The organism is Nitratidesulfovibrio sp. SRB-5 (genome assembly GCF_019931275.1).
GTDB lineage: Bacteria > Desulfobacterota > Desulfovibrionia > Desulfovibrionales > Desulfovibrionaceae > Cupidesulfovibrio.
In genome coordinates this window covers 1,164,660-1,182,856 of sequence record NZ_JAIOTY010000002.1, presented here as the reverse complement: position 1 = coordinate 1,182,856, position 18,197 = coordinate 1,164,660, and the positions used below count along the sequence as shown (strand labels likewise).

16 protein-coding genes are annotated in these 18,197 nt (G+C 70.2%); 2 read left to right on the top strand and 14 right to left on the bottom strand.

The window, feature by feature from the left end:
• Positions 1-141: 141 nt before the first annotated feature.
• From K6142_RS12285 to K6142_RS12235, 11 genes are all read right to left on the bottom strand, one after another.
• Complete coding sequence (locus K6142_RS12285) at positions 142-1,578, bottom strand: 4Fe-4S binding protein (RefSeq protein ID WP_223380866.1); 1,437 nt, start codon at positions 1,576-1,578, stop codon at positions 142-144.
• Positions 1,579-1,763: 185 nt separating this feature from the next.
• Complete coding sequence (locus K6142_RS12280; protein WP_190246038.1) at positions 1,764-2,567, bottom strand: 4Fe-4S binding protein; 804 nt, start codon at positions 2,565-2,567, stop codon at positions 1,764-1,766.
• Positions 2,568-2,695: 128 nt separating this feature from the next.
• Entirely contained in the window at positions 2,696-4,132 is a 1,437-nt protein-coding gene (gene mnmE / locus K6142_RS12275; RefSeq protein ID WP_190246037.1) for a tRNA uridine-5-carboxymethylaminomethyl(34) synthesis GTPase MnmE, read from the bottom strand.
• A 186-nt stretch (positions 4,133-4,318) separates the two neighbouring features.
• Positions 4,319-5,833 (bottom strand): protein jag, encoded by a 1,515-nt coding sequence (locus tag K6142_RS12270; RefSeq protein WP_223380865.1) that lies wholly within the window; start codon positions 5,831-5,833, stop codon positions 4,319-4,321.
• A gap of 159 nt (positions 5,834-5,992) precedes the next feature.
• A complete protein-coding gene (yidC, locus tag K6142_RS12265) occupies positions 5,993-7,612 on the bottom strand; it encodes a membrane protein insertase YidC (RefSeq protein WP_190245954.1) in 1,620 nt (539 codons plus the stop codon).
• Entirely contained in the window at positions 7,602-7,919 is a 318-nt protein-coding gene (yidD, locus tag K6142_RS12260; protein ID WP_012612036.1) for a membrane protein insertion efficiency factor YidD, read from the bottom strand. Before yidD ends, yidC begins: the two co-directional genes overlap by 11 nt.
• On the bottom strand, positions 7,916-8,458 hold the full coding sequence (rnpA, locus tag K6142_RS12255) for a ribonuclease P protein component (RefSeq protein WP_190245957.1): 543 nt from the start codon (positions 8,456-8,458) through the stop codon (positions 7,916-7,918). Before rnpA ends, yidD begins: the two co-directional genes overlap by 4 nt.
• Positions 8,446-8,583 (bottom strand): 50S ribosomal protein L34, encoded by a 138-nt coding sequence (gene rpmH, locus K6142_RS12250; RefSeq protein WP_007522780.1) that lies wholly within the window; start codon positions 8,581-8,583, stop codon positions 8,446-8,448. The genes rnpA and rpmH overlap by 13 nt, the downstream gene beginning before the upstream one ends.
• A 618-nt stretch (positions 8,584-9,201) precedes the next feature.
• On the bottom strand, positions 9,202-10,326 hold the full coding sequence (locus K6142_RS12245) for a FlgO family outer membrane protein (protein ID WP_223290474.1): 1,125 nt from the start codon (positions 10,324-10,326) through the stop codon (positions 9,202-9,204).
• 79 nt (positions 10,327-10,405) lie between these two features.
• Entirely contained in the window at positions 10,406-11,038 is a 633-nt protein-coding gene (locus K6142_RS12240; protein ID WP_190245953.1) for a hypothetical protein, read from the bottom strand.
• Between the two features lie 221 nt (positions 11,039-11,259).
• Complete coding sequence (locus K6142_RS12235) at positions 11,260-11,787, bottom strand: Hpt domain-containing protein (protein ID WP_190245952.1); 528 nt, start codon at positions 11,785-11,787, stop codon at positions 11,260-11,262.
• Positions 11,788-12,173: 386 nt separating this feature from the next.
• Between K6142_RS12235 and K6142_RS12230 the strand changes: the two genes are divergently transcribed.
• Positions 12,174-13,073 carry a hypothetical protein gene (locus K6142_RS12230; protein ID WP_223380864.1) on the top strand — a complete coding sequence of 300 codons (900 nt, stop codon included), beginning with the start codon at positions 12,174-12,176 and terminating at the stop codon, positions 13,071-13,073.
• Positions 13,074-13,478: 405 nt separating this feature from the next.
• Positions 13,479-14,171 (top strand): hypothetical protein, encoded by a 693-nt coding sequence (locus tag K6142_RS12225; RefSeq protein ID WP_190246040.1) that lies wholly within the window; start codon positions 13,479-13,481, stop codon positions 14,169-14,171.
• A gap of 166 nt (positions 14,172-14,337) precedes the next feature.
• Here the strand turns inward: K6142_RS12225 and K6142_RS12220 are convergent, their stop codons facing one another.
• The 3 genes from K6142_RS12220 to K6142_RS12210 form a co-directional block, all read right to left on the bottom strand.
• Positions 14,338-15,261 (bottom strand): deoxyribonuclease IV, encoded by a 924-nt coding sequence (locus tag K6142_RS12220; protein WP_190246041.1) that lies wholly within the window; start codon positions 15,259-15,261, stop codon positions 14,338-14,340.
• 519 nt (positions 15,262-15,780) lie between these two features.
• Positions 15,781-17,352: a dihydrolipoyl dehydrogenase family protein gene (locus tag K6142_RS12215; RefSeq protein ID WP_223380863.1), complete on the bottom strand. Its 1,572-nt coding sequence runs from the start codon at positions 17,350-17,352 to the stop codon at positions 15,781-15,783.
• A complete protein-coding gene (locus K6142_RS12210) occupies positions 17,330-18,106 on the bottom strand; it encodes a TVP38/TMEM64 family protein (protein ID WP_190246020.1) in 777 nt (258 codons plus the stop codon). The genes K6142_RS12215 and K6142_RS12210 overlap by 23 nt, the downstream gene beginning before the upstream one ends.
• Positions 18,107-18,197 lie beyond the last annotated feature (91 nt).

Genomic DNA, 18,197 nt, shown 5'->3' with positions numbered 1-18,197 from the left:
GGTGGCTCCGGCGGCGGCATTCATACATGATGGGCCGGATTACGTAAACCCCCGGAAGAGAGGCGGCACACTGGCGCGGCGGAGAACACCCGCCGGATACGTTCTCCCGTGCGCCATACAGCCCGGCGCCACGGCGCTCCGCTACATGCGCGCCACGTTAAGGAATACCGCGTGCAGCACGGCGGCCAGCACGGCAAAGACGCGCCATGCCCTTGCCGGAGACAAGCCCGGCAGGGTCAGCTGCATGGCGCCATGACGGCACACGCCGATGCAGTCGCGGCACAGGGTGCAGGACAGGGCGGGCCGCCCGGCCTCCAGCCGCCGCGCATCCAGCGCGTTGTACCGGCAGACGGCAAGGCAGGCCCCGCAGCGGGTGCAGCCCGGCCCCACGCGCAGCCGCCACGGCGCGATGCGCCCCAGCAGGTTGCCCACGGCGCCCATGGGGCAGAAGGCGGTGCAGTGTACCATCATGCCCCGGCGCGTGCTCAGCCCCGCCATCACCGCCACCCCCGCCAGCCCGAACAGCCCGGCGGCGGTGGCGGCAACGCCCACCGGCACCCCGGCCCGCCCCATGAGAAAGGCGGCGGCAAACACCCCGGCGGCCAGGCACCAGCGCAGCACCACGGCCCAGCGCGGCAGGGGCGCGGGCCCCTTGCCCCTCCTGCCCTTGCCTTGCGCTTTCGCGCCTGCCCCGCGCAGGCGCGAGCAGGCATCGTCCCACGCGCCGATGTAGCACAGGTGGCTGCACCACGCCGGGCCCAGCAGCAGCACGGAGACGCCGAACAGCACCAGCATGAACACGCCCTCGCCCCGGTACAGCGGCCCGGCCAGGATCAGCGCGGGCACGGGCAGGTGCAGCGCCCCGGTCATCAGCAGGCGGTGCGCGCCCAGCAGGCCCAGGGCCAGCTGGCCGAAGAACACGGCGGAAAACAGCCCCCACAGGCGCGGACGGGCCTTGCGCGCCCGCGCGGGGTCCAGCAGCAGCCCGGCCACCCACGCGGCATACACCCCGGCCAGGGCGATCTGGAGCGGCCCGGAGCCGGGCAGGAAGCGGTCGGACAGCAACAACACGATGCCTGATGCGCGCCAGCGGGCCAGCCACAGCAGCCCGGCGGCCAGCAGGAAGGCCATTGCCCTCGGCCACGCGGCATCCGCGCCGAGGTGATGGCGTCGTTCCCCGGCCTGGCCGGTCAGCCGCCACCATGCGGCCATGGTCAGGCCGGTGACCGTCGCCATGATGGCCGCAAGGCGCACCCAGTCCATGCCGAAGGCCATGCGGAAGCGCACCAGGTCAACGCCCACGGACACCCAGAACAGCCCCCCGGCGAACAGCGCGGCGCACACCACCAGGCGCGCCCAGGCCAGCCGGGTGCAGGCCAGCCCCGCCAGCACACCCCACCCCGCCGCCGTGCCCCAGTCGCCGGAGCGCACGGCGTGGGCGGCCAGCAGGGCAAAGGCCAGCAGGCAGGGCACGACCACGGACCAGAACGCGGCACGGCCCGCACCGCCGCCCGCCCCATCAGCGGGGGGCGGACACGACGGCGCGGGCCGGAATGAATCGTCGAATTGCGGCTGCATGGGCGGCTGGTTCCCGGTGGGAGTCCCGGTGTCCACGCCCCTGCCCGTCCCCCTGCCCATCCCGTTGTCTGCCCCGGTCCCCGGACAGTTCGCCGAGGCATCTACCCCGTCGTGTGACGGTGCCGCTGCCGCCTGCGGGCGGCGGGAATCGGGAGGATGGCTGGCCATGCGCGCGAAAAGGGAAGTTACGGGGTTTGACCCGCCCCGCCCTCCCCTTCGCCGGTTGCCGGGTCGGGGGTGTCGAAGCGCATGGGGGGCATCTTTTCAGGGGTGCGCACCGGCCCCGGCAGGGTGCCCGCCAGACGCGCCGCCGTGGCGGGGTCGGAGGCCACCAGGTCGCCGAAGCGCAGGTGCAGCCGGTATTCGCGCATGTACCACGCCAGCGCGTTGCGCAGGGCGCGCACCACGCCGCCGTCGTCCAGCAGGTGCGACTGGCCGGGAAAGCCGGAAGCGCCGGGCACTTCGTCCAGCCCGTCCAGTTCGGTGGCCAGCCGGGGGCGGCGCCCAAGGCGCCCGCCCACCACCACCCGCCAGCCCTCGCGGGCCACGGGCAGGGCCTTTTCCGGGCAGCGCTTGATGCACAGCCCGCAGGAAAGACAGTTTTCGGGGTGCAGGCGCGGCCCGTCCTCTTCCACCGTCATGGCGTGGTCGGGGCACAGCCGCTCGCACAACCCGCAGCGGGTGCAGGCATCGGAGGCGCGGCCCGGCGTCCAGGCCCGGATGATGCCCACGTCCGCGATGTGCGGGCGCGAACAACCGTTGGGACACGCGGACACCGCCACCCGGAAGGCATGGTGGTGCAGGATGGGACCGCGCACCACGTCGCGCAGGAAGTCCGGCCAGCCGCTTTCGGCCACCACCCGCTCCAGCCGGGCCAGAAAGCCTTCCGGCACGGGCAGGGAAAAGCGGCAGGTGCCCCCGCGAGAGGAGGCAACGGTCGTACCGCGACAACCGTTGACGATGAAGGGAGAGGGAGCGCGATCGGACATGATACTCCTGTGGCGTGTCCGCCATGCGTGCAGCGTGGCACGGTGGCGGGTTCCGGTCAGTGACGCAGGTCACAAGGGACGGATGGGCAGTATACTTCGCAAAGGTCCCGTTACAAGACGAATTACATCTATTTCCCGATGCAGAACGAAGAAAAAATATGTTCCAGCACCTCTGCTGGGGTGGTCTCTCCGGTGATTTCGGAGAGCACGGCGCAAGCGCCGTCCAGCCGCACCGAACACAGGTCGTAGGGCACCCCGGCGCGAACATCCGCCACCAGGGCGTCCAGTTCGTCCAGCGCGCGGCGCAGCACCTGGGCCTGGCGCAGGTTGGGGGCAAGGTCGCCGGATTCCGGCTCGCCGCCGGCATCGTCACCGCCAAGCCCGGCCAGTACCATGGCCCGCGCGGCGGCGGCCAGTTCGTCCACGCCCAGCCCGCGCAGGGCGGAAACGGCCACGCAGGGGCAGCCCTCAACCTCGGTCGGGCACCGGAAGGCGGCACCGGCCTCGGCGGCAAGATCGGTCTTGTTCAGCACCACCAGCACCCGCCCGCCCGGCCTGTCCGGCCTACCCCCTTGGGCATGCTGGTCGCGCACGTGGCGCAGCAGTTCGCGCTCGGCATGGCCCAGCCCGGCGGCGGCGTCCACCACCAGCAGGACCAGGTCGGCCTGGGCCACCAGGTCGCGGCTGATGCGCACGCCCTCCTGTTCCACGATGTCGCCGGTGTCGCGAAGGCCTGCCGTGTCCACCAGGCGCACCGGCAGCCCGGCCAGTTGCACCGGTTCCTCGATGAAATCGCGCGTGGTGCCGGGCATGTCGGTGACGATGGCCCGGCGGCGCCCCAGCAGGGCGTTCATCAGGCTGGACTTGCCCGCATTGACGTGCCCGGCCAGCACCACCAGCGCGCCCTCCTGCCAGCAGCGGCCCCGCTCGTGCGCGGACAACAGCCCGCGCACCCCGGCGGCAACGGCATCGCATTCGGCCACGAAGGCCTCGGGGGCAAGGCAGTCCACCTCGTCCTCCGGAAAGTCCACGGCCACGCACAGTTGCGCGCGCAGGTCCAGCAGGCGCGCCCGCAGTTCCGCCACTCGCGTGCCCAGCAGCCCCTGCAACCGGGCCTGTGCCAAGCGCAGCCCGCCCTGTGCGGGCGCGGCGATCATTTCGGCCACGGCTTCGGCCTGGGTCAGGTCCATGCGTCCGTTCAGAAAGGCCCGCCGGGTGAATTCGCCCCGTCCGGCAAGTCGTGCCCCGCAGGCGCAGGCCGCCTCCAGCACCGCCGCCAGCACGGCAGGGCCGCCGTGGCAGTGGATTTCGGCCACATCCTCGCCGGTAAAGGTGCGCGGGCCGGGCATGGCCACGGCCAGCACGTCGTCCAGCGGTGCGCCCGTGGCGTCGCACGCGCGGCCCCGGTGCAGCGTCCAGGGCCGGAACCCGGCAAAACGCGGCGAAGCGGGCAGGAACAGCCGCCCCAGAATGGCATGGCTGTCCGGCCCGCTGATGCGGATGATGCCCACCCCCCCGTGGCCGGGCGGGGTGGCGATGGCGGCGATGGTGTCTTCCTGCCGCATGGCATGCTCCCCGGCGCTGCACCCTGTCAGGCCCCATGGCCCTGCGGGCGCGCGCCCTTGCGGACGCGAACGGGGGAAACCCTGTGGGCCTCCCCCGCGACGCGATTCGACGATATGTGTGCCGCCGCCACGAACGGAAACTTCCGCCCGCGCGCCCCGGAGGCAATGCCGCCGAGGCCGGTCGGCCTAGCCTTTCTTCTTGCGCATGATGATCACCCGCTTCAGCGGGCCGTCACCCTTGCTGCGGGTAACCACCTCTTCATCGTCCTGCAACGTCACGTGCACCACCCGGCGGTGGTACGAGCTGAGCGGACGGGTGGACTGCGGCTTGCCGGTGGCGCGCACCTTTTCGGCCAGGTGCAGGGCGATGTCGCGCAGCTTGTCGTCCTGGCGTTCGCGGTAGTCGCCGGAATCCAGCTGCACCCGCACCGAGGCGCCGAGCTTGCGCGAAACGATGCGCGAGGCCAGGTACTGCAACGCCGACAGGGTCTGCCCCTCGCGGCCTATGAGCAGCCCGGAATTCTCGCCGCAATCCACGGAAACGTTGACGCGGCCTTCGGCCAGTTCCACGGAAAAGCCCGCTTCGCCGATGACCGGGGTAACCAGGCGTTCCATGACCTCCACGGCCACCTGGGTCACCTGCTCCCGGTCCAGCTGTTCCAGCGGAATTTCCGGCAGGCCGTCGCCGCCGTGCTCGTCGGCCCCGTCCAGCATGTCCAACATATCCGGCATGCCCAGCCCTGCGTCACCGCCGGGCCTGTCCGACCGGGGGTGCCGTTCCTGGCTCTCTGGTCGCGCTGGCCGGGCTGGCCGGGCCGGGCTGGCCGGTCTCTCCGACCTGTCCGGTCGTTCCGAACGCTCGCCGTTGCGGCGAGGACCGCCACGGCGGTCCTGCTGCCCCGCCTGCGCGCCGGATTCTCCATCCTGCGGCTGGCGTGCGGGACGCGGCCCGCGCTGGGCCTGCGGCGCACGGGGCGCGCGGGCGGATCTGCCGTCGATGCGGGAATCGCCGGATGCGGACCCTTCGGCGGCCTCGCCATCGGTTTCGCGGGACTGGCCAGGCCTGTCGCCCCGATCGCCCCGATCACTCCGGTCAGCATTCTCGCCACGGGCCTCGCCGTCACGCTCACGGCGGCCACGGCCACCACGGCGGCGACGGCGACCGCTGCGTTCGCCCTCCGGCCTGTGCTCGTCGTCATCGTCGCCGGATTCGGCGTCGTCACGGCCATCGGCCCCGGCGTCGTGCCCGGCCATGGCCGGAGCGGCTTCACCACGTTCACGGCGGGTCTGCTCGTCTCTGGAACGCTCTTCGCGGGGACGATCTTCACGCGGGCGGGGGGCACGGGATGCACGAGATTCGCCGGCGTCCGCTTCCGCCGCTTCTGCGGTGGCAGCGCCCCGTTCTTCATGGGGCTGCGTGGTGGAAGCGGCGTCGCTGGAGGCAGCGGCAACTGGGGCGGGAGCAGCGGACTGCCCCGACTGAACGGATTGTGCGGATTGTGCCAGGCGGCCTATCTGCCCTATCTGGGCGCGGCGCGCGCGGATCTTGGCCTTGCGCGCGCCCACTATGCCGAAAATGCCGGATTTGGCATCCTGGACGATGTCTATCTCGAGCTTCTCGCGAGGGGCGTCGAAGTAGGAGCACGCCTCGCGAATGGCATCGTCGAGGCTTTTCCCCTGAAACTCCTTGTATCCATCCATGCTGTCACCTCGAAGTGGGAGGGAGGGGGGCGTAGCGGAAGGTGCCTTGCGGACGGTCGGCCCGCCGCGCGGTCATGCGCCCGCCATGCGGACACGCGACCGGCGCATGGCCCCCTCTCCGCCCGCGTTGGGCAGGCGGAGAGGGGCGAAAGGGGCTTCCTATGCCTTGCGGAGCATCCACCACTGCTGCGCGATGGACAGCACGTTGTTGCACAGCCAGTACACCACGAGGCCCGACGGGAAGCTCAGGAACATGAAGGTGAACACCACGGGCATGAACATCATGATCTTGGCCTGGGTCGGGTCGCCGGGGGCGGGCGTCAGCTTCTGCTGCAACAGCATGGTGGCGCCCATGACGATGGGGGTGATGTAGTAGGGGTCCTTGGCCGAAAGGTCGGCCAGCCAGACCATGTCGGTGAACGGCAGATGCGTGATGAACGAGGCGTGGCGCAGTTCGATGGCGTTCAGCAACGCCTGGTACAGGCCGAAGAAGACGGGAATCTGCACCAGCATGGGCAGGCAGCCGCCCGCCGGGTTGACCTTGTAGGTCTTGTACAGGCGCATCATCTCTTCGTTCATCTTCTCGCGGTCGTCGCCGTGCTTTTCGCGCAGCTTCTGGAGCATGGGCTGAAGCTTCTTCATCTGCTCCATGGACTTGTAGCTCTTGTGCGAAAGCGGCCAGAACACCAGCTTGATGACCACGGTAAGCAGGATGATGGCCACGCCGTAGTTGCCCACGTACTTGTGGAAGAACTCCAGCATGTCCACCAGCGGACGGGCGATGATGCTGAACCAGCCGAGGTTGATGGCCTCGGCAAGCTGGTTGGGGGCTTCCTTCAGCAGGCCACGGTCCTTGGGACCGAACCAGTAGTTGCAGGCCACGGTGGTTTCGCCGCCCGCGGGGATGGACACGTCGCCGCGCTCCATGGCCACGCGGTACACGCTTTCCTGCAGCTTGCCCTTCAGGGTCACGCCGGTGGTGTCCACCGGGGCCGCCGCCACCAGGAAGTAGTTGCTCATCACCGCGCCCCAGCTCAGGGCACCGGTTTCCAGCACGCCCTTTTCAAGATCGGAGGCGCTGGTCTTTTCGCTGAACGAACCGTCGTGCAGCCAGGCCACGCGGGTGTGGTCGTACTGGCCGCCGTTGGGCGACAGGTTGCCCGTGCCCACGGTAAAGCCCAGGCGCACGGTGCGCGCATCGGCCAGCGGGGCCAGGCGCACCTTTTCGGAAATGAGGTAGGTGTCGGCGCTGAAGGTCAGTTCGCGCACCACGCGCACGCCGTCCACTTCGCCGGTGAAGGTCAGCACGCCGGACTGTCCGGCGCCCAGCGACAAGTCGCCGCCGTCGAAGGACCACTGGCCGGTGTTCCACGAGGGCTGGCCGTTGATCAACAGGCCCAGGGGCGACATGACCGTGGAGGCGGTGTCCACCATGTCCACGGCGGGGGCACCGGCGGTGATGGCCGTCCGGTAGCGCGTCAGGCTGAAGTGCTTCAGCACGCCGCCGCCGGAATGCAGCACGGCCTTGTACAGCGGCGTGACAACCGTCACCTCGCGCCCGGCGGACGGCAGGAAGACGGGGGTTTCGGCGCGGGGAGCAGGCGCGGCGGCCTGCGAGGCCGACTGGGGAGCCGCCTGCGAGGCCGACGGTGCGGTTCCTTCCTGCTGGACCTGGGGAGCGGGCTGATCGTTCCAGCCCATGTGATCGGCAAGGTAGCTCCAGCCCACGAGGACCACGAAGCTCAAGGCGATGGCGATGATGGCGCGCTTACTTTCCATGGGAGATCGACAGCTCCTGTGCTGTTGCGTGTCTGGCTGTTGCAGTGGCGGAAGCGCCGGGGACGGCGCATCCGGAATGCCGGGGCGGGGGCACGGGATCATACCCGCCTGCGCACCACGGGTGGCAGCGCAGCAACCGCCGGCAGGCCAGCAGCAGGCCGCGCACGACGCCGTGCGTCAGCACGGCCTCGGCGGCGTAGGCGGAACAGGTCGGCACATACCGGCAGGCGGGCGGAAGACAAGGCGAGATGAAGCGCTGGTAGCAGCGGATGGGCCACACGACCAGTTCGCGCGGTAAGGTGCTCATTGCGCTCCGGTTTCCGCCTCGCGGGCCGTGTCTGGCCGGACCTCGTCGGTGGGGGCGGTGCCTGGGGGGGCCGTGGGCGGCGTGGCCGCTTCGGGTCCGGAGGGCACCGGTCCGGAACCATCCGCCACGGCTGCCTCCGGCCTGGGGGCGCCGGTGCGGTCGTCCGCGCCGTGGTGGGCGCGAAGTTCCGGCAGCAGGGGCAGGAGTTCCTGGGTGACGAGGGCGAGTGTGACCCGCTCGGGCTTGAGGTGGCGCTTGGGCACCACGATGACGTCCACGTCACCGGGCATCAAGGCGCGGTGGAGCCGGAAAAACTCGCGCAGCACCCGCTTGACGCGGTTGCGCTGCACGGCCGACCCCGTCTTCCTGGTAACGGCCAGCCCCAGGCGCCACCCTTCCGGGCTGGCCGTGCGGTCCAGGTCGAATAGGACAAACAGGACGAAATGCTTGGTAAAGAGACGGCGTCCCTTGTCGTAGCAGGCCAGGTAGTCGGGCCTGCGGACAAGCCGGTTGTGCCGGGGGAAGACTAGAGAGCTAATCTCTTGCGCCCCTTGGCGCGACGACGACGAATGACGGCGCGGCCGTTGGCGGTGCTCATGCGGACGCGGAAGCCGCAGGTACGCTTGCGGCGGATCTTGCTGGGCTGGTAGGTTCTCTTCGACATGGAATTTCTCCTTCAAAAAATATGAACGGACCTGCTTACCCGGTATGCAGGCCCGCGTCAAGCGCGGGCTGCCATTGCGGGCACGGGGCCGCATGCGGCCTGGGGATGCCGGATCGGACACGGCCAACCGGACACGGCGTGACCGATGAAACTGGCGGAACCGGCGAAACAGGGCTGGGCCAGACGGAACCGCAAGGCCGGACCGGGCAAGGCCCGCCTCCGGCACCGCAGACATAGGCCCTTCGGGCTTGGAATTCAAGTGAAATCGAAACGGCGGATCACACTGGCACGCGTTGCCGCGCCCTTGATCCGCACGTTCGCGCCCGCCTTGCCCCCCGGGAACAGGGCCAGACCAGCCAGACCGGGCCGGATCGGGCGGCACAGGACGGCACGGGGCTGCACGGGGCGGGACAGCACCGGGCGCTACTGGCTGGATCGGGCGGGATCGGGCGACACCGCAGGCAAGAGGCCCGGCGGAGCACCTGACATGGCGCATCGCCGGGCCTTGGCGAACATTCAGCACACTCCATCGAAAATCCCCGTCCAGGCAACTCCCGCGCCTGAAGGATGCGGCCCGTGCGGGACACCTCTGGGGACGGTGGCCGATGGCGGAACCGCCTAGACGGCCGACCTTGGGGCTGCCGTGGCCGAAGGTTTGGGGGTTGCCTTGGGGGCCGGTTTCGCGGCGGGCTTGCCATCGGCCTTCTTCGCCGGGGCCTTGGCAGGCTGCTTCTGGGCGCCGGGCTTCTTGACCGCCTGCTTTTGGGCGGGAGCGGCCTTCTTGGCCACGGGCTTGCCCGTGGTGGCGGAAGACTTGGCCCCGATGGGCGGAAAATCCTTGAGCAACGGCATGGCCGCCGGGTCCATGGGCGCCCCCGTGGCCGGGGAAGGCACGGCCACCGGTGCAGGGTAGACCGGACGACCGCCCGATTGCCCCGATGTGCCGATCGAGCCGGTCGTGCCACCGGTCGCGCCACCGGTGGCGGCGGTCACGGCGGGCACCGAGGTCGCGGCGGCCACCGCCGCGCCGGAAAACGCCTGCCGCCGTCCGGCATACTGGCTCCACGGGTCGCCCTGCCCTGCCATCATCCTGCGCGTGTCACCGCGCACCGGCAGATGGTACTCGTAGGCGGCCATCACCGCCGCATCATCCAGCCGCACCACCCGCAACGACACATAGGCCGTGCCGCCCGCCAGGGAATAGGTGCCCACCAGCGCCGCCTGGGCGTCGTATTCCGACTGCATCAGCCGGGTGGCGTCGCGAGAGAGCAGGAATTCGCCCTGCGGGGTGAAGGTGAGGGCCCGACCCATGCGCGCCTCCAGCACGCGGTAACCGTGCTGCCCCAGGCGCGAGGCCACCTGCTGCATGGTCACCCGTCCGAAGGGGGTGCTGCGTTCCAGGTTGTCCACGTCGGCCAGTGTTGCCACCAGGATGGGGCTGCCCGTGCTCACACGCGAGGCCATCACCGCGTGCAGCGCATCGGCGGCGTAGGTATTGGCGTTGAGCAGTTCCGACCCTTCCGGCGGGTTGACCAGCACCCCTTCGGGGGTGGCGGGCTGGCGCGCGGCGGCGCCAACGGGACCGGCATCGGCCTGCGCCGGTACGGCGTGCAGGGCGAGAGCCAGCACCCCCGCCGCAAGCGCCATGGTACGCAGTGCGGACTTCGGGCCTGACAAACGGCCTGCCGCAAGGGAGCGCAGTGCACCTTGCAGCCCATCGAAATATTGTCTGGATGCGAACATGCATCGCCTCCCGGTCTGTGAGATTGCACACGCGCATGGCCGGAATCCCCCGGCCCGCGCTTGCGGCCACCCTGTCGATCTACCTGTTGACCATGGGCACGCTGCGCGACCGGAAGGGCCGCACGGTGTGTCCGGGCGCGTCCGGGTCCACGTACTTGCCAAGCTCGTCCCCGCGCACCACGAAGCCGTCCGCCGCATGAATGACATAGCGGTTGCCGTGCCACATGGTGGTGGTCAGCACCACTTGCCATTTGGCGTCGGGGTTGGCGGCGGCCTCCGGCACCGGGCGCTGCGGCCCCACGGGCACGGCATGCACCGCAAAGTCCAGTTCCACCGAATCATTCTCCGGCGCCAGCGTCACCTGCATGCCCCGCGACACAAGTTCGGTAGCCAGCAGGTTCTGGTAGGCCAGCGCAAAGGGCCGGGCATTGGGCGGGGTGATGCGGATGGGCAGGGCCACCAGGTCCCTGCGGTCGTCCAGGGCCTTGTACACGCGCAGGGCCGTGGCCGTGGCCATGCGGCTCCAGTCGTCGGGCTCGCTGATGGTACGGCCGGACCGGGTGTCGGCAAAGGGCTTGTCGGGCACGTTGCGCGGTGGCGGCGTGGCCGCCGGGCCGCACAGGCCCAAGGCTGCGGGAACGGACGCGGCCAGGGCCGCCGCCAGCAGCAGCGCGCGGGCAAGACCACGGAATGCACGAAAACGGCAAAGCATGTGACTACCTTCCGCAAAGGGTCGCGGCGGGGTGGGCGCACCCCGTCGGAAACCTCATCGGCTGGATGACGTTTTGCTTTAGACCGCCCGGCATGTCCGGGTGGCGGATGCGGGGCCGCCCCATGCCGGGCCGGGAAACCCCAGGCGGCGAAAGCCCGCCGCAGGCAAGGAAGGAAACGACCGCGCGCTGCGGCGACTGGCGCCAGGCACGCGGCGGAGCGCTACTGGCCGAGCACGGCGGCAAGTCGGGCCAGCGCCGTGCGCAGATGACTGACCGCCGCCGAGGCTTCGCCCGGCGGGAGAACATGCGCCCCGGACATATGTGGCCCGGACATATGCGCCCCGGACATATGCGCCCCGGACATATGCGGCCCGGACACAGGCTGCCCTGACACGTGCTGCCCTGACACGTGCTGTCCTGACAGCCCGGCATGCTCCAAGGGGGAAAAGCGCGTGGTGGAAGCAGGCGGGGACCCGCTGTCCGCCCCTTCCCGCTGCCGCAGCAACTGCTCCAGCCTGCTTGCGGCAAAGCGCACCTCTTCAGCCCCCACGTTGGCAGCCTCGCTTTTCAGCCGGTGGGCATACTGGCGCATGGCCGCCACATCGCCATTGCGCCAGGCCTCGGCCAAGGCGTCCAGCATGCCGCCAACCTCCAGGGTCATCAGCGCCAGAAGCTGGCCGTAGCTTTCGGCATCCAGTTCCAGGCGGCGCATGGCGCCGGACCGGTCAAGGACGGGATGATCCGGCAAGCGTGGGTCCGGCAGACCCGTGCCATGGGACGTCTGGCCCGGCGAAACTTGGCCCGGGGAAACCTGACCGGGAGAAAGCTGGCCTGGCGCACCCGCTTCCGCCACGGGACTGTCGCCAGCCACGCGGCCAACGCCCGTCCGCCCGGAGGGAACTCTGCTGCAACTGTCCATGCTGTTCGGATTTTCGTCCTTCATCCGCCTGCCCTTCTTCCTGAAGGTGATATCATCAAGCAGATAGCCCCAACGGCGTGCGCAGGCAAGCAAAAGGCGACCATGGCGGCTTGGCGCACACGAAATTCGTGACACGATTCTTCATAATGCGCACTTGGCGTTTGAACTTTACGAAAAAAAGATGCATGCCAAGGGGGCAACACGCAGGAGGCCCCATGCCCAGCAAACAGACCCGGATTTTCGCCCGCACGCCGTTGTGCGACGTTGTTTCTGCCTACACCACCACGCGGCCCACCACCACGGCGGGCGCATCCAGTACATCCGCCGCACCCGACGCGCTCGGCATGCCCAGCCGGGCCATAACGCGTCGAGCCCTGACGCGCCGGGTCATGCCGCGCACGGGGCACCACGCGGCGACGCTGTTCACGCTCCTGCTCGTGGGCGCGTTCCTGCTGCTGGGGCAGGCAAGCCCGGCCCTGGCCCACAGGGTGAACATCTTTGCCTGGGTGGAAGGCGGCGCCATCCGTTGCGAAAGTTCGTTCAGCAGCGGCAACCCCACCCGCGAGGCCAAGGTTACCGTCAGGCTTGCGGGCAGCAACACGGTAATGGGCACCGCCGTCACCGACGCCAAGGGGCGCTGCGCCCTGCCCATCACCCCGGAACTGCGCGCCGCCAAGGCCGACCTGGTCATCGAGGTGCAGGCTGGCGAAGGCCACCGCAACACCTGGACCATGCCCGCCGAGGAATACCTGGCCGCGCCTGTCGTGGAGAGCGCGGCGGCAACGTCCGCAGCCCCCGCCCCTCCTGCCGCGTCGCCCGCGACCCCGCAGGCCGCGACCCCGCAGGCCGCATTGGGCACCGCCCCGGCGCAGAGCGCGCCAAAGGCCGCCACACCGGCACCCTCCGCCGCCGGGCCTTCCACAGGCGCGGCAATTGACGAGGCCGCCCTGCGGCGCATCGTGGCCGAGGCCGTGGCCGAACAGGTGGCGCCGTTGCGTCATTCGTTGGCGGCCATGCAGTCCGGCGGGCCGCGCATGTCCGACGTGGCGGGCGGCATCGGGTACATCGTGGGGCTGGCGGGCATTGCCCTGTGGGCCCGCTCGCGCAGCCGCTGACAGCCGGAAAGGGAACGGGCGGACGCTGCCCGTCCCGCCGCCGCGCGCATGCCACGCACATTTCCATATCACGCGGCTCGTTTCGCGCAGGTTCGCATCACGCAGGCTCGCATCACGCAGGCTCGCACCATCCGGTGGGCCTGCGTGGGGCGGCATGCGCCCGCTTGTCCACCGTTTCGCCTGCGTGGCCGTTTGCCCATCCGCCCTTCCGGCGTGTCTGGCCTGCTTGGCCTGTCTGGCCTGTCTGACGTGCACGGCGCGTTCGATCGCGTCCGGGCGCGTCCGGTCGCGTCGGTCAAAGGCCCCCGCCGCCCCGGCGCCGGGTTGCGCTTGCCCGCGAAACCGCCTATGCACCTGCCGTTCGCGCCCAGCCGCGCGCCACGCAACCCACCGCAGCGAGGCACCATGGCCGCTTCCGACGCCAAGAAGCTCAAAAAACGCATCGCCGAAATCCGCCGCCGCAAGGCCGAGCGGAAGATGGACCCCTTTTCCCAACTCATCCACGACTTTTGCCGCCCGCTGCTGGCCGTTGCCGAAGAACTGAGCGGTCCGGAGAACGCCGTGAGCCTGGGAGTGTTCGCGTGGAACGCGGCCTTCCTGCCCGACGAACGCTGGCAGGCCAACCTGCGCCTGTCGCTGGTGCGCTTCGACCTGACGGACGACGCGCAAGAGGCCCTGGAAGGCATCGTGGAGGAAATGATCCGCCAGAAACGGCTGATGTTCCCGGACGACCGCCGGGTGGTGACCCGCTTCGACGTCACGGCGCGGGACGGCAAGGTGTTCGTGGAGGCGGCGCAGCGTACCGCCACCAAGGAACTGATGCCCCACCTGCGCCCGGAATACGCGGTGACCACGCCCGGCGCGCCTTCTGCCACGCATGACGGCGATACGGGCTGTTCAGGCTGTCCGTCTTCAGGAACGGACGTGGCGGGCGGATGCCCGTCCGCCACGGCTGGCGGGGCCTGCCCTTCCCTGATGCAGCCGGGTTCGTTGCTGCCGGGGCAGGGTACCCCCCTGACCACCACGGAAGCCGCTTCGGTCGCTTCTCCGGCGGACAATGCCGACGACGCCCACGACGAGCCCTGCCCAAAGGACTAACACCGCCCAAAGGACTGGCCCCGCCCACTCGGGGAGACCCTGCCGGGGCCGGAATGCGGCGCGGGCAGCCATCGGCCCCATATTGCGGCGTGCCTCCACCAAACCGGTTTCCGCCACGGGGAACCGGTGCTTCCGGCGTATCCGCCCTGCCTGACCGGAACGCGCCCTATTCCTTCAGCCCTTCCACGTCGCACGCGGCCTTGCCCGGGTCATCACCCGCGGCAAGGCGGCGCAGCACCCGCAGGTTGCGGCGGTCCTCTGCCAGATCCTTGCCCTTATGCGTTTCCAGCACCATGGGGTGGGCGGCAAAACGCGGGTCGCGCACCAGCCGGGCAAACCCGGCGGCCCCCACGTGCCCCAACCCGATGTGCGCGTGCCGGTCGCTGCGCGCGCCGCATGGCGTGGCGCTGTCGTTGACGTGGAACAGGCGCACCCGCCCAAGCCCCACCGCGCCCTCCACCGCCGCCATCAGCCGCGCGTAGCCGTCCTCCGTCGCCAGGTCGTACCCGGCGGCGCAGGCATGGGCCGTGTCGATGCACACCCCCAGCCGTTCGCGGGCCGGACAGGCATCCACGATGCGTCCAAGGTCCGCCACATCGCCCCCAAGGCAGGTGCCCTGCCCGGCGGTATTTTCCAGCAGCACGCCCACGCCGTCGGCATGGGGATGCAGGCGCCCCGCCGCGTCGAAGGCCGCGGCCAGCCGCGCGGCCACCCGATGGGCGGCGTGCTCCACGGTCTGCCTATCACCTCCTTCCAGATGCGCACCGGGATGCAGTACCACCCACGGAATGCCCAGCAGGCCGCACCTCCCGATCTCTTCCGCCAACCCGCGCACCGAGCGCGCTCCGGCGTCCTCGTCGGGCGAGGCGAGATTGAACAGGTACGAGGCGTGCGATGCCACGAAGCCCCCGCCCCAGTCGGCCACGGCTGCACGAAAGCGCCTTGCGTCATCATCCGAAAGACAGGGCACCTCCCACCGCCGCTGATTGGCGGTGAACACCTGCAAGGCCTGCGCCCCCACCGACACGGCGTGTTCCACCGCGCGCCAGAGCCCCCCGGCCACGGACATGTGCGCTCCGAACTGCGGCATTGGATATCCCCGTACCATTGAATGTTGTCCGCAACTGCGTAGCGCACGGCGCACCGCCGTATTGCCGTTTCGCGCTGGCCCGCTCCATCCCGTGCGGCTTCGCTCATACGTACCGATACGCGCATGCACGCCATCCCGGCGCGGGATGGCAAGCCCCCGTGACGCATGGATGCTCCCCCTGCATGGCGGCACTGCTCATGCGCCACGCATGGGGGTCCCCTACCACGCTCCCTACCGAAAGATTTAGCGCTACACCCAATATCGCACAGTGCATGACAGTGTTAGACAGGCATCATCGAAGGAAGCCGCGAACCACGGAATCCTTCCCGAACATGCCCCCGGAACAGCCCCCGGAGACGGTACCCCCGCTTCTGCCACCGTCTTCGGGGGCACTTTATCGTCCGCCGATCGACAGCATGACGACGCCTTGGCGGCTGGACACACGACGACGCCAGGGCGTCTGGACACACGACGACGCCAAGGCGTCTGGGCGCACGACGACGCCAAGGCGTCTGGGCATCACCCCCGGTAACCGAACAGCAGGCGCAGCAGCCTGCGCGCACCGGCGGAAAACAGCACCCGCGACACCACGTTGCCCGCAGCGCGGGCCGAAATCTCGCCCAGCGTGGGATAGGGATGCACGGCCCCGGCAAGCGCGGAAAGGCGCACCCCGCCGCCCAGCACCGCCACCCATTCGTTCAGCACCTCGCCCGCATGCGGCCCCACGGCCTGCACGCCAAGCACCCTGTTGCCGCCCTTGCGCAGCACCAGCTTCAGGCGTCCTTCGGGCGTGCCTTCGGCCAGGGCGCGGTCGTTGGACGCAAAGGGCTCCACATGCACGTCCACGGGCAGGCCGCGTTCGGCGGCCATGCGCTCGTTGCAACCCACGGATGCCAGCTCCGGGTCGGTGAAGGTGCACCACGGCATGCGCGCATGGTCCGCCCGGCGCGGCAGGCGCAGCACCGCATTGGCCACCACCACCCCGGCCTCGTGCCCTGCCGCGTGGGTGAACTGCCAGTCTCCGGTCACGTCGCCCGCCGCGAAAACATGCGGCTGGCTGGTGCGCATGCGGCCATCCACCGTGATGCCGCCGTGCCTGCCGGTGGCCACGCCCGCCGCCGCAAGGTCCAGCCCGGCGGTTTCCGGCGTGCGGCCCAGTGCAGCCAGCAGCCGATCCGCACGGACCACGAGCGGCCCGCGCCCCTCGCCCTGGGGCACTTCCAGTTCTGCTTCCACGCCCGTTCCGGCTGCGTCATTTCCGTCAGGCCCAACCGGTTCGCCCGGTTTGCCAAGCCCGCCAGATTCGCCAAGTCCGCCAGAACTGCCAGAACTGCCAGATACGGCAGATACGGCAGACACCGCGCGCAGCATCTTCACCGTGGCTCCGGCCAGTACGCGCACCCCGTCCGCAGCCAGAGAGGCATGCACCACCCCGGCCATGTCCGCGTCATCGCGCGGCAGGATTCGGGGACCGCGCAGCACCATGGTCACCCGCGAACCCAGCCGGGCGAAGGCCTGAGCCATCTCGCAGGCCATGGGACCGCCGCCCAGCACCAGCAGCGATGCGGGCAGCGCATCCAGCGAAAAGAGTTCGCGGTTGGTCAGGAAGGGTACCGTGTCCAACCCCGGCAGGGGCGGCAACTGCGGCGAGGAACCCGTGGCGATGAGAATGCGTGCGGCGCTTACCCGCCGCCCGCCGATGTCCACGGTGTGTTCGTCGCAAAAACGCGCCGGGCCGAAGCGCACGTCCACCCCCAGCCCGGTGAAGCGTTGCGGAGAATCGTGGCGCTGGATGACGGCCTGCACCTCGCGGATGCGCCGGGCCACGGCGGCGAAGTCCACCGGCTCCAGTTCCGGCGCGGGCAGGCCGAACAGCGCGGCGCGGCGCATGACATGGCGCGCACGGGCCGTGGCCAGCAGGGTCTTGCTGGGCACGCAGCCGTGGTGCAGGCAGTCGCCGCCAAGGGCGGGTTCACGCTCGGCCAGCACCACCCGCGCGCCGAAGCGCGCCGCGCCCGCAGCCGCCGTCAGCCCGGCGGCGCCGCCGCCGATGACCAGCAGGTCCGCGTCATGCCGTGGGGTTCGGGCCATGCTCGTCCTCCTTGCGGGCGTTGCGCCGCATTTCCCCGACCGGTCCGCTGCCGGATGCCGCGCCCCGCGAACGCACCCGGTCCAGCACCTTGCGCGCCACCAGCGGGAACACCCCCAGCAGGGTCATGGCCGCCAGCAGCCCCGGCGACAGCACGTCGCCCGGCGTGGTCACGGCGCCCAGTTCGCGTCCGGCATTCACGTACACCGCCGTGCCGGGCAGCATGCCCACCAGCGATACCCAGAAATAGGTGCGCACGGGCATGGCCGTCAGGCCCATCAGCAGGTTGACCAGAAAGAAGGGGAACGCGGGCACCAGGCGCAGGCCGAACAGATAGAACGCCCCGTCGCGGGCCAGCCCTTCGTCCAGGCGGACCATGCGGTGGCCGAAGCGGCGGCGCACCGCGTCGCGGAACACGTAGCGCGCGCCCAGAAAGGCCAGGGTGGCCCCCACGGTGCTGGACAGCGAGGTGGCCCACAGGGTGGTCCAGAAGCCGAACACCGCCGCGCCCGCAAGGGTCAGGGCCGTGGCCCAGGGCAGCGACAGCGCGGCGGAGGCCACGTACACCGCCATGTAGGCACCCACGGACAGCGCGGGGCTGGCCTCGTGCCAGGCCACCAGTTGCGCCTGCGAGGCCTTGAGCCGGGCCAGCGACAGCCATTCGCCAAGGCCAGACCACCACGCAGCCGAGAAGCAGACGGCCACCGCCGCCAGAAGCAGGGCGCGCCGCGCCGCATCAGTCCATCCCGGACGCATGAGATTCCTTTCCGGTTTGCCGGGCCGCCGTTGTCGGCGCCCGAAGTGGTGTCAGGCGGTGTCAGGCGGAACACCACGCCGGTCAGGGTGC

Excerpts from the sequence above, each read along its gene's own strand:
- K6142_RS12225 (WP_190246040.1), top strand. The coding sequence starts at position 13,479 with ATGGCCGCTTCCGACGCCAAGAAGCTCAAAAAACGCATCGCCGAAATC.
- K6142_RS12220 (WP_190246041.1), bottom strand. The coding sequence starts at position 15,261 with ATGCCGCAGTTCGGAGCGCACATGTCCGTGGCCGGGGGGCTCTGGCGC.
- yidC (WP_190245954.1), bottom strand. The coding sequence starts at position 7,612 with ATGGAAAGTAAGCGCGCCATCATCGCCATCGCCTTGAGCTTCGTGGTC.
- K6142_RS12245 (WP_223290474.1), bottom strand. The coding sequence starts at position 10,326 with ATGTTCGCATCCAGACAATATTTCGATGGGCTGCAAGGTGCACTGCGC.
- K6142_RS12280 (WP_190246038.1), bottom strand. The coding sequence starts at position 2,567 with ATGTCCGATCGCGCTCCCTCTCCCTTCATCGTCAACGGTTGTCGCGGT.
- K6142_RS12270 (WP_223380865.1), bottom strand. The coding sequence starts at position 5,833 with ATGGATGGATACAAGGAGTTTCAGGGGAAAAGCCTCGACGATGCCATT.
- K6142_RS12230 (WP_223380864.1), top strand. The coding sequence starts at position 12,174 with ATGCCCAGCAAACAGACCCGGATTTTCGCCCGCACGCCGTTGTGCGAC.
- K6142_RS12240 (WP_190245953.1), bottom strand. The coding sequence starts at position 11,038 with ATGCTTTGCCGTTTTCGTGCATTCCGTGGTCTTGCCCGCGCGCTGCTG.
- yidD (WP_012612036.1), bottom strand. The coding sequence starts at position 7,919 with ATGAGCACCTTACCGCGCGAACTGGTCGTGTGGCCCATCCGCTGCTAC.
- mnmE (WP_190246037.1), bottom strand. The coding sequence starts at position 4,132 with ATGCGGCAGGAAGACACCATCGCCGCCATCGCCACCCCGCCCGGCCAC.
- K6142_RS12210 (WP_190246020.1), bottom strand. The coding sequence starts at position 18,106 with ATGCGTCCGGGATGGACTGATGCGGCGCGGCGCGCCCTGCTTCTGGCG.
- K6142_RS12215 (WP_223380863.1), bottom strand. The coding sequence starts at position 17,352 with ATGGCCCGAACCCCACGGCATGACGCGGACCTGCTGGTCATCGGCGGC.
- rpmH (WP_007522780.1), bottom strand. The coding sequence starts at position 8,583 with ATGTCGAAGAGAACCTACCAGCCCAGCAAGATCCGCCGCAAGCGTACC.
- K6142_RS12285 (WP_223380866.1), bottom strand. The coding sequence starts at position 1,578 with ATGCAGCCGCAATTCGACGATTCATTCCGGCCCGCGCCGTCGTGTCCG.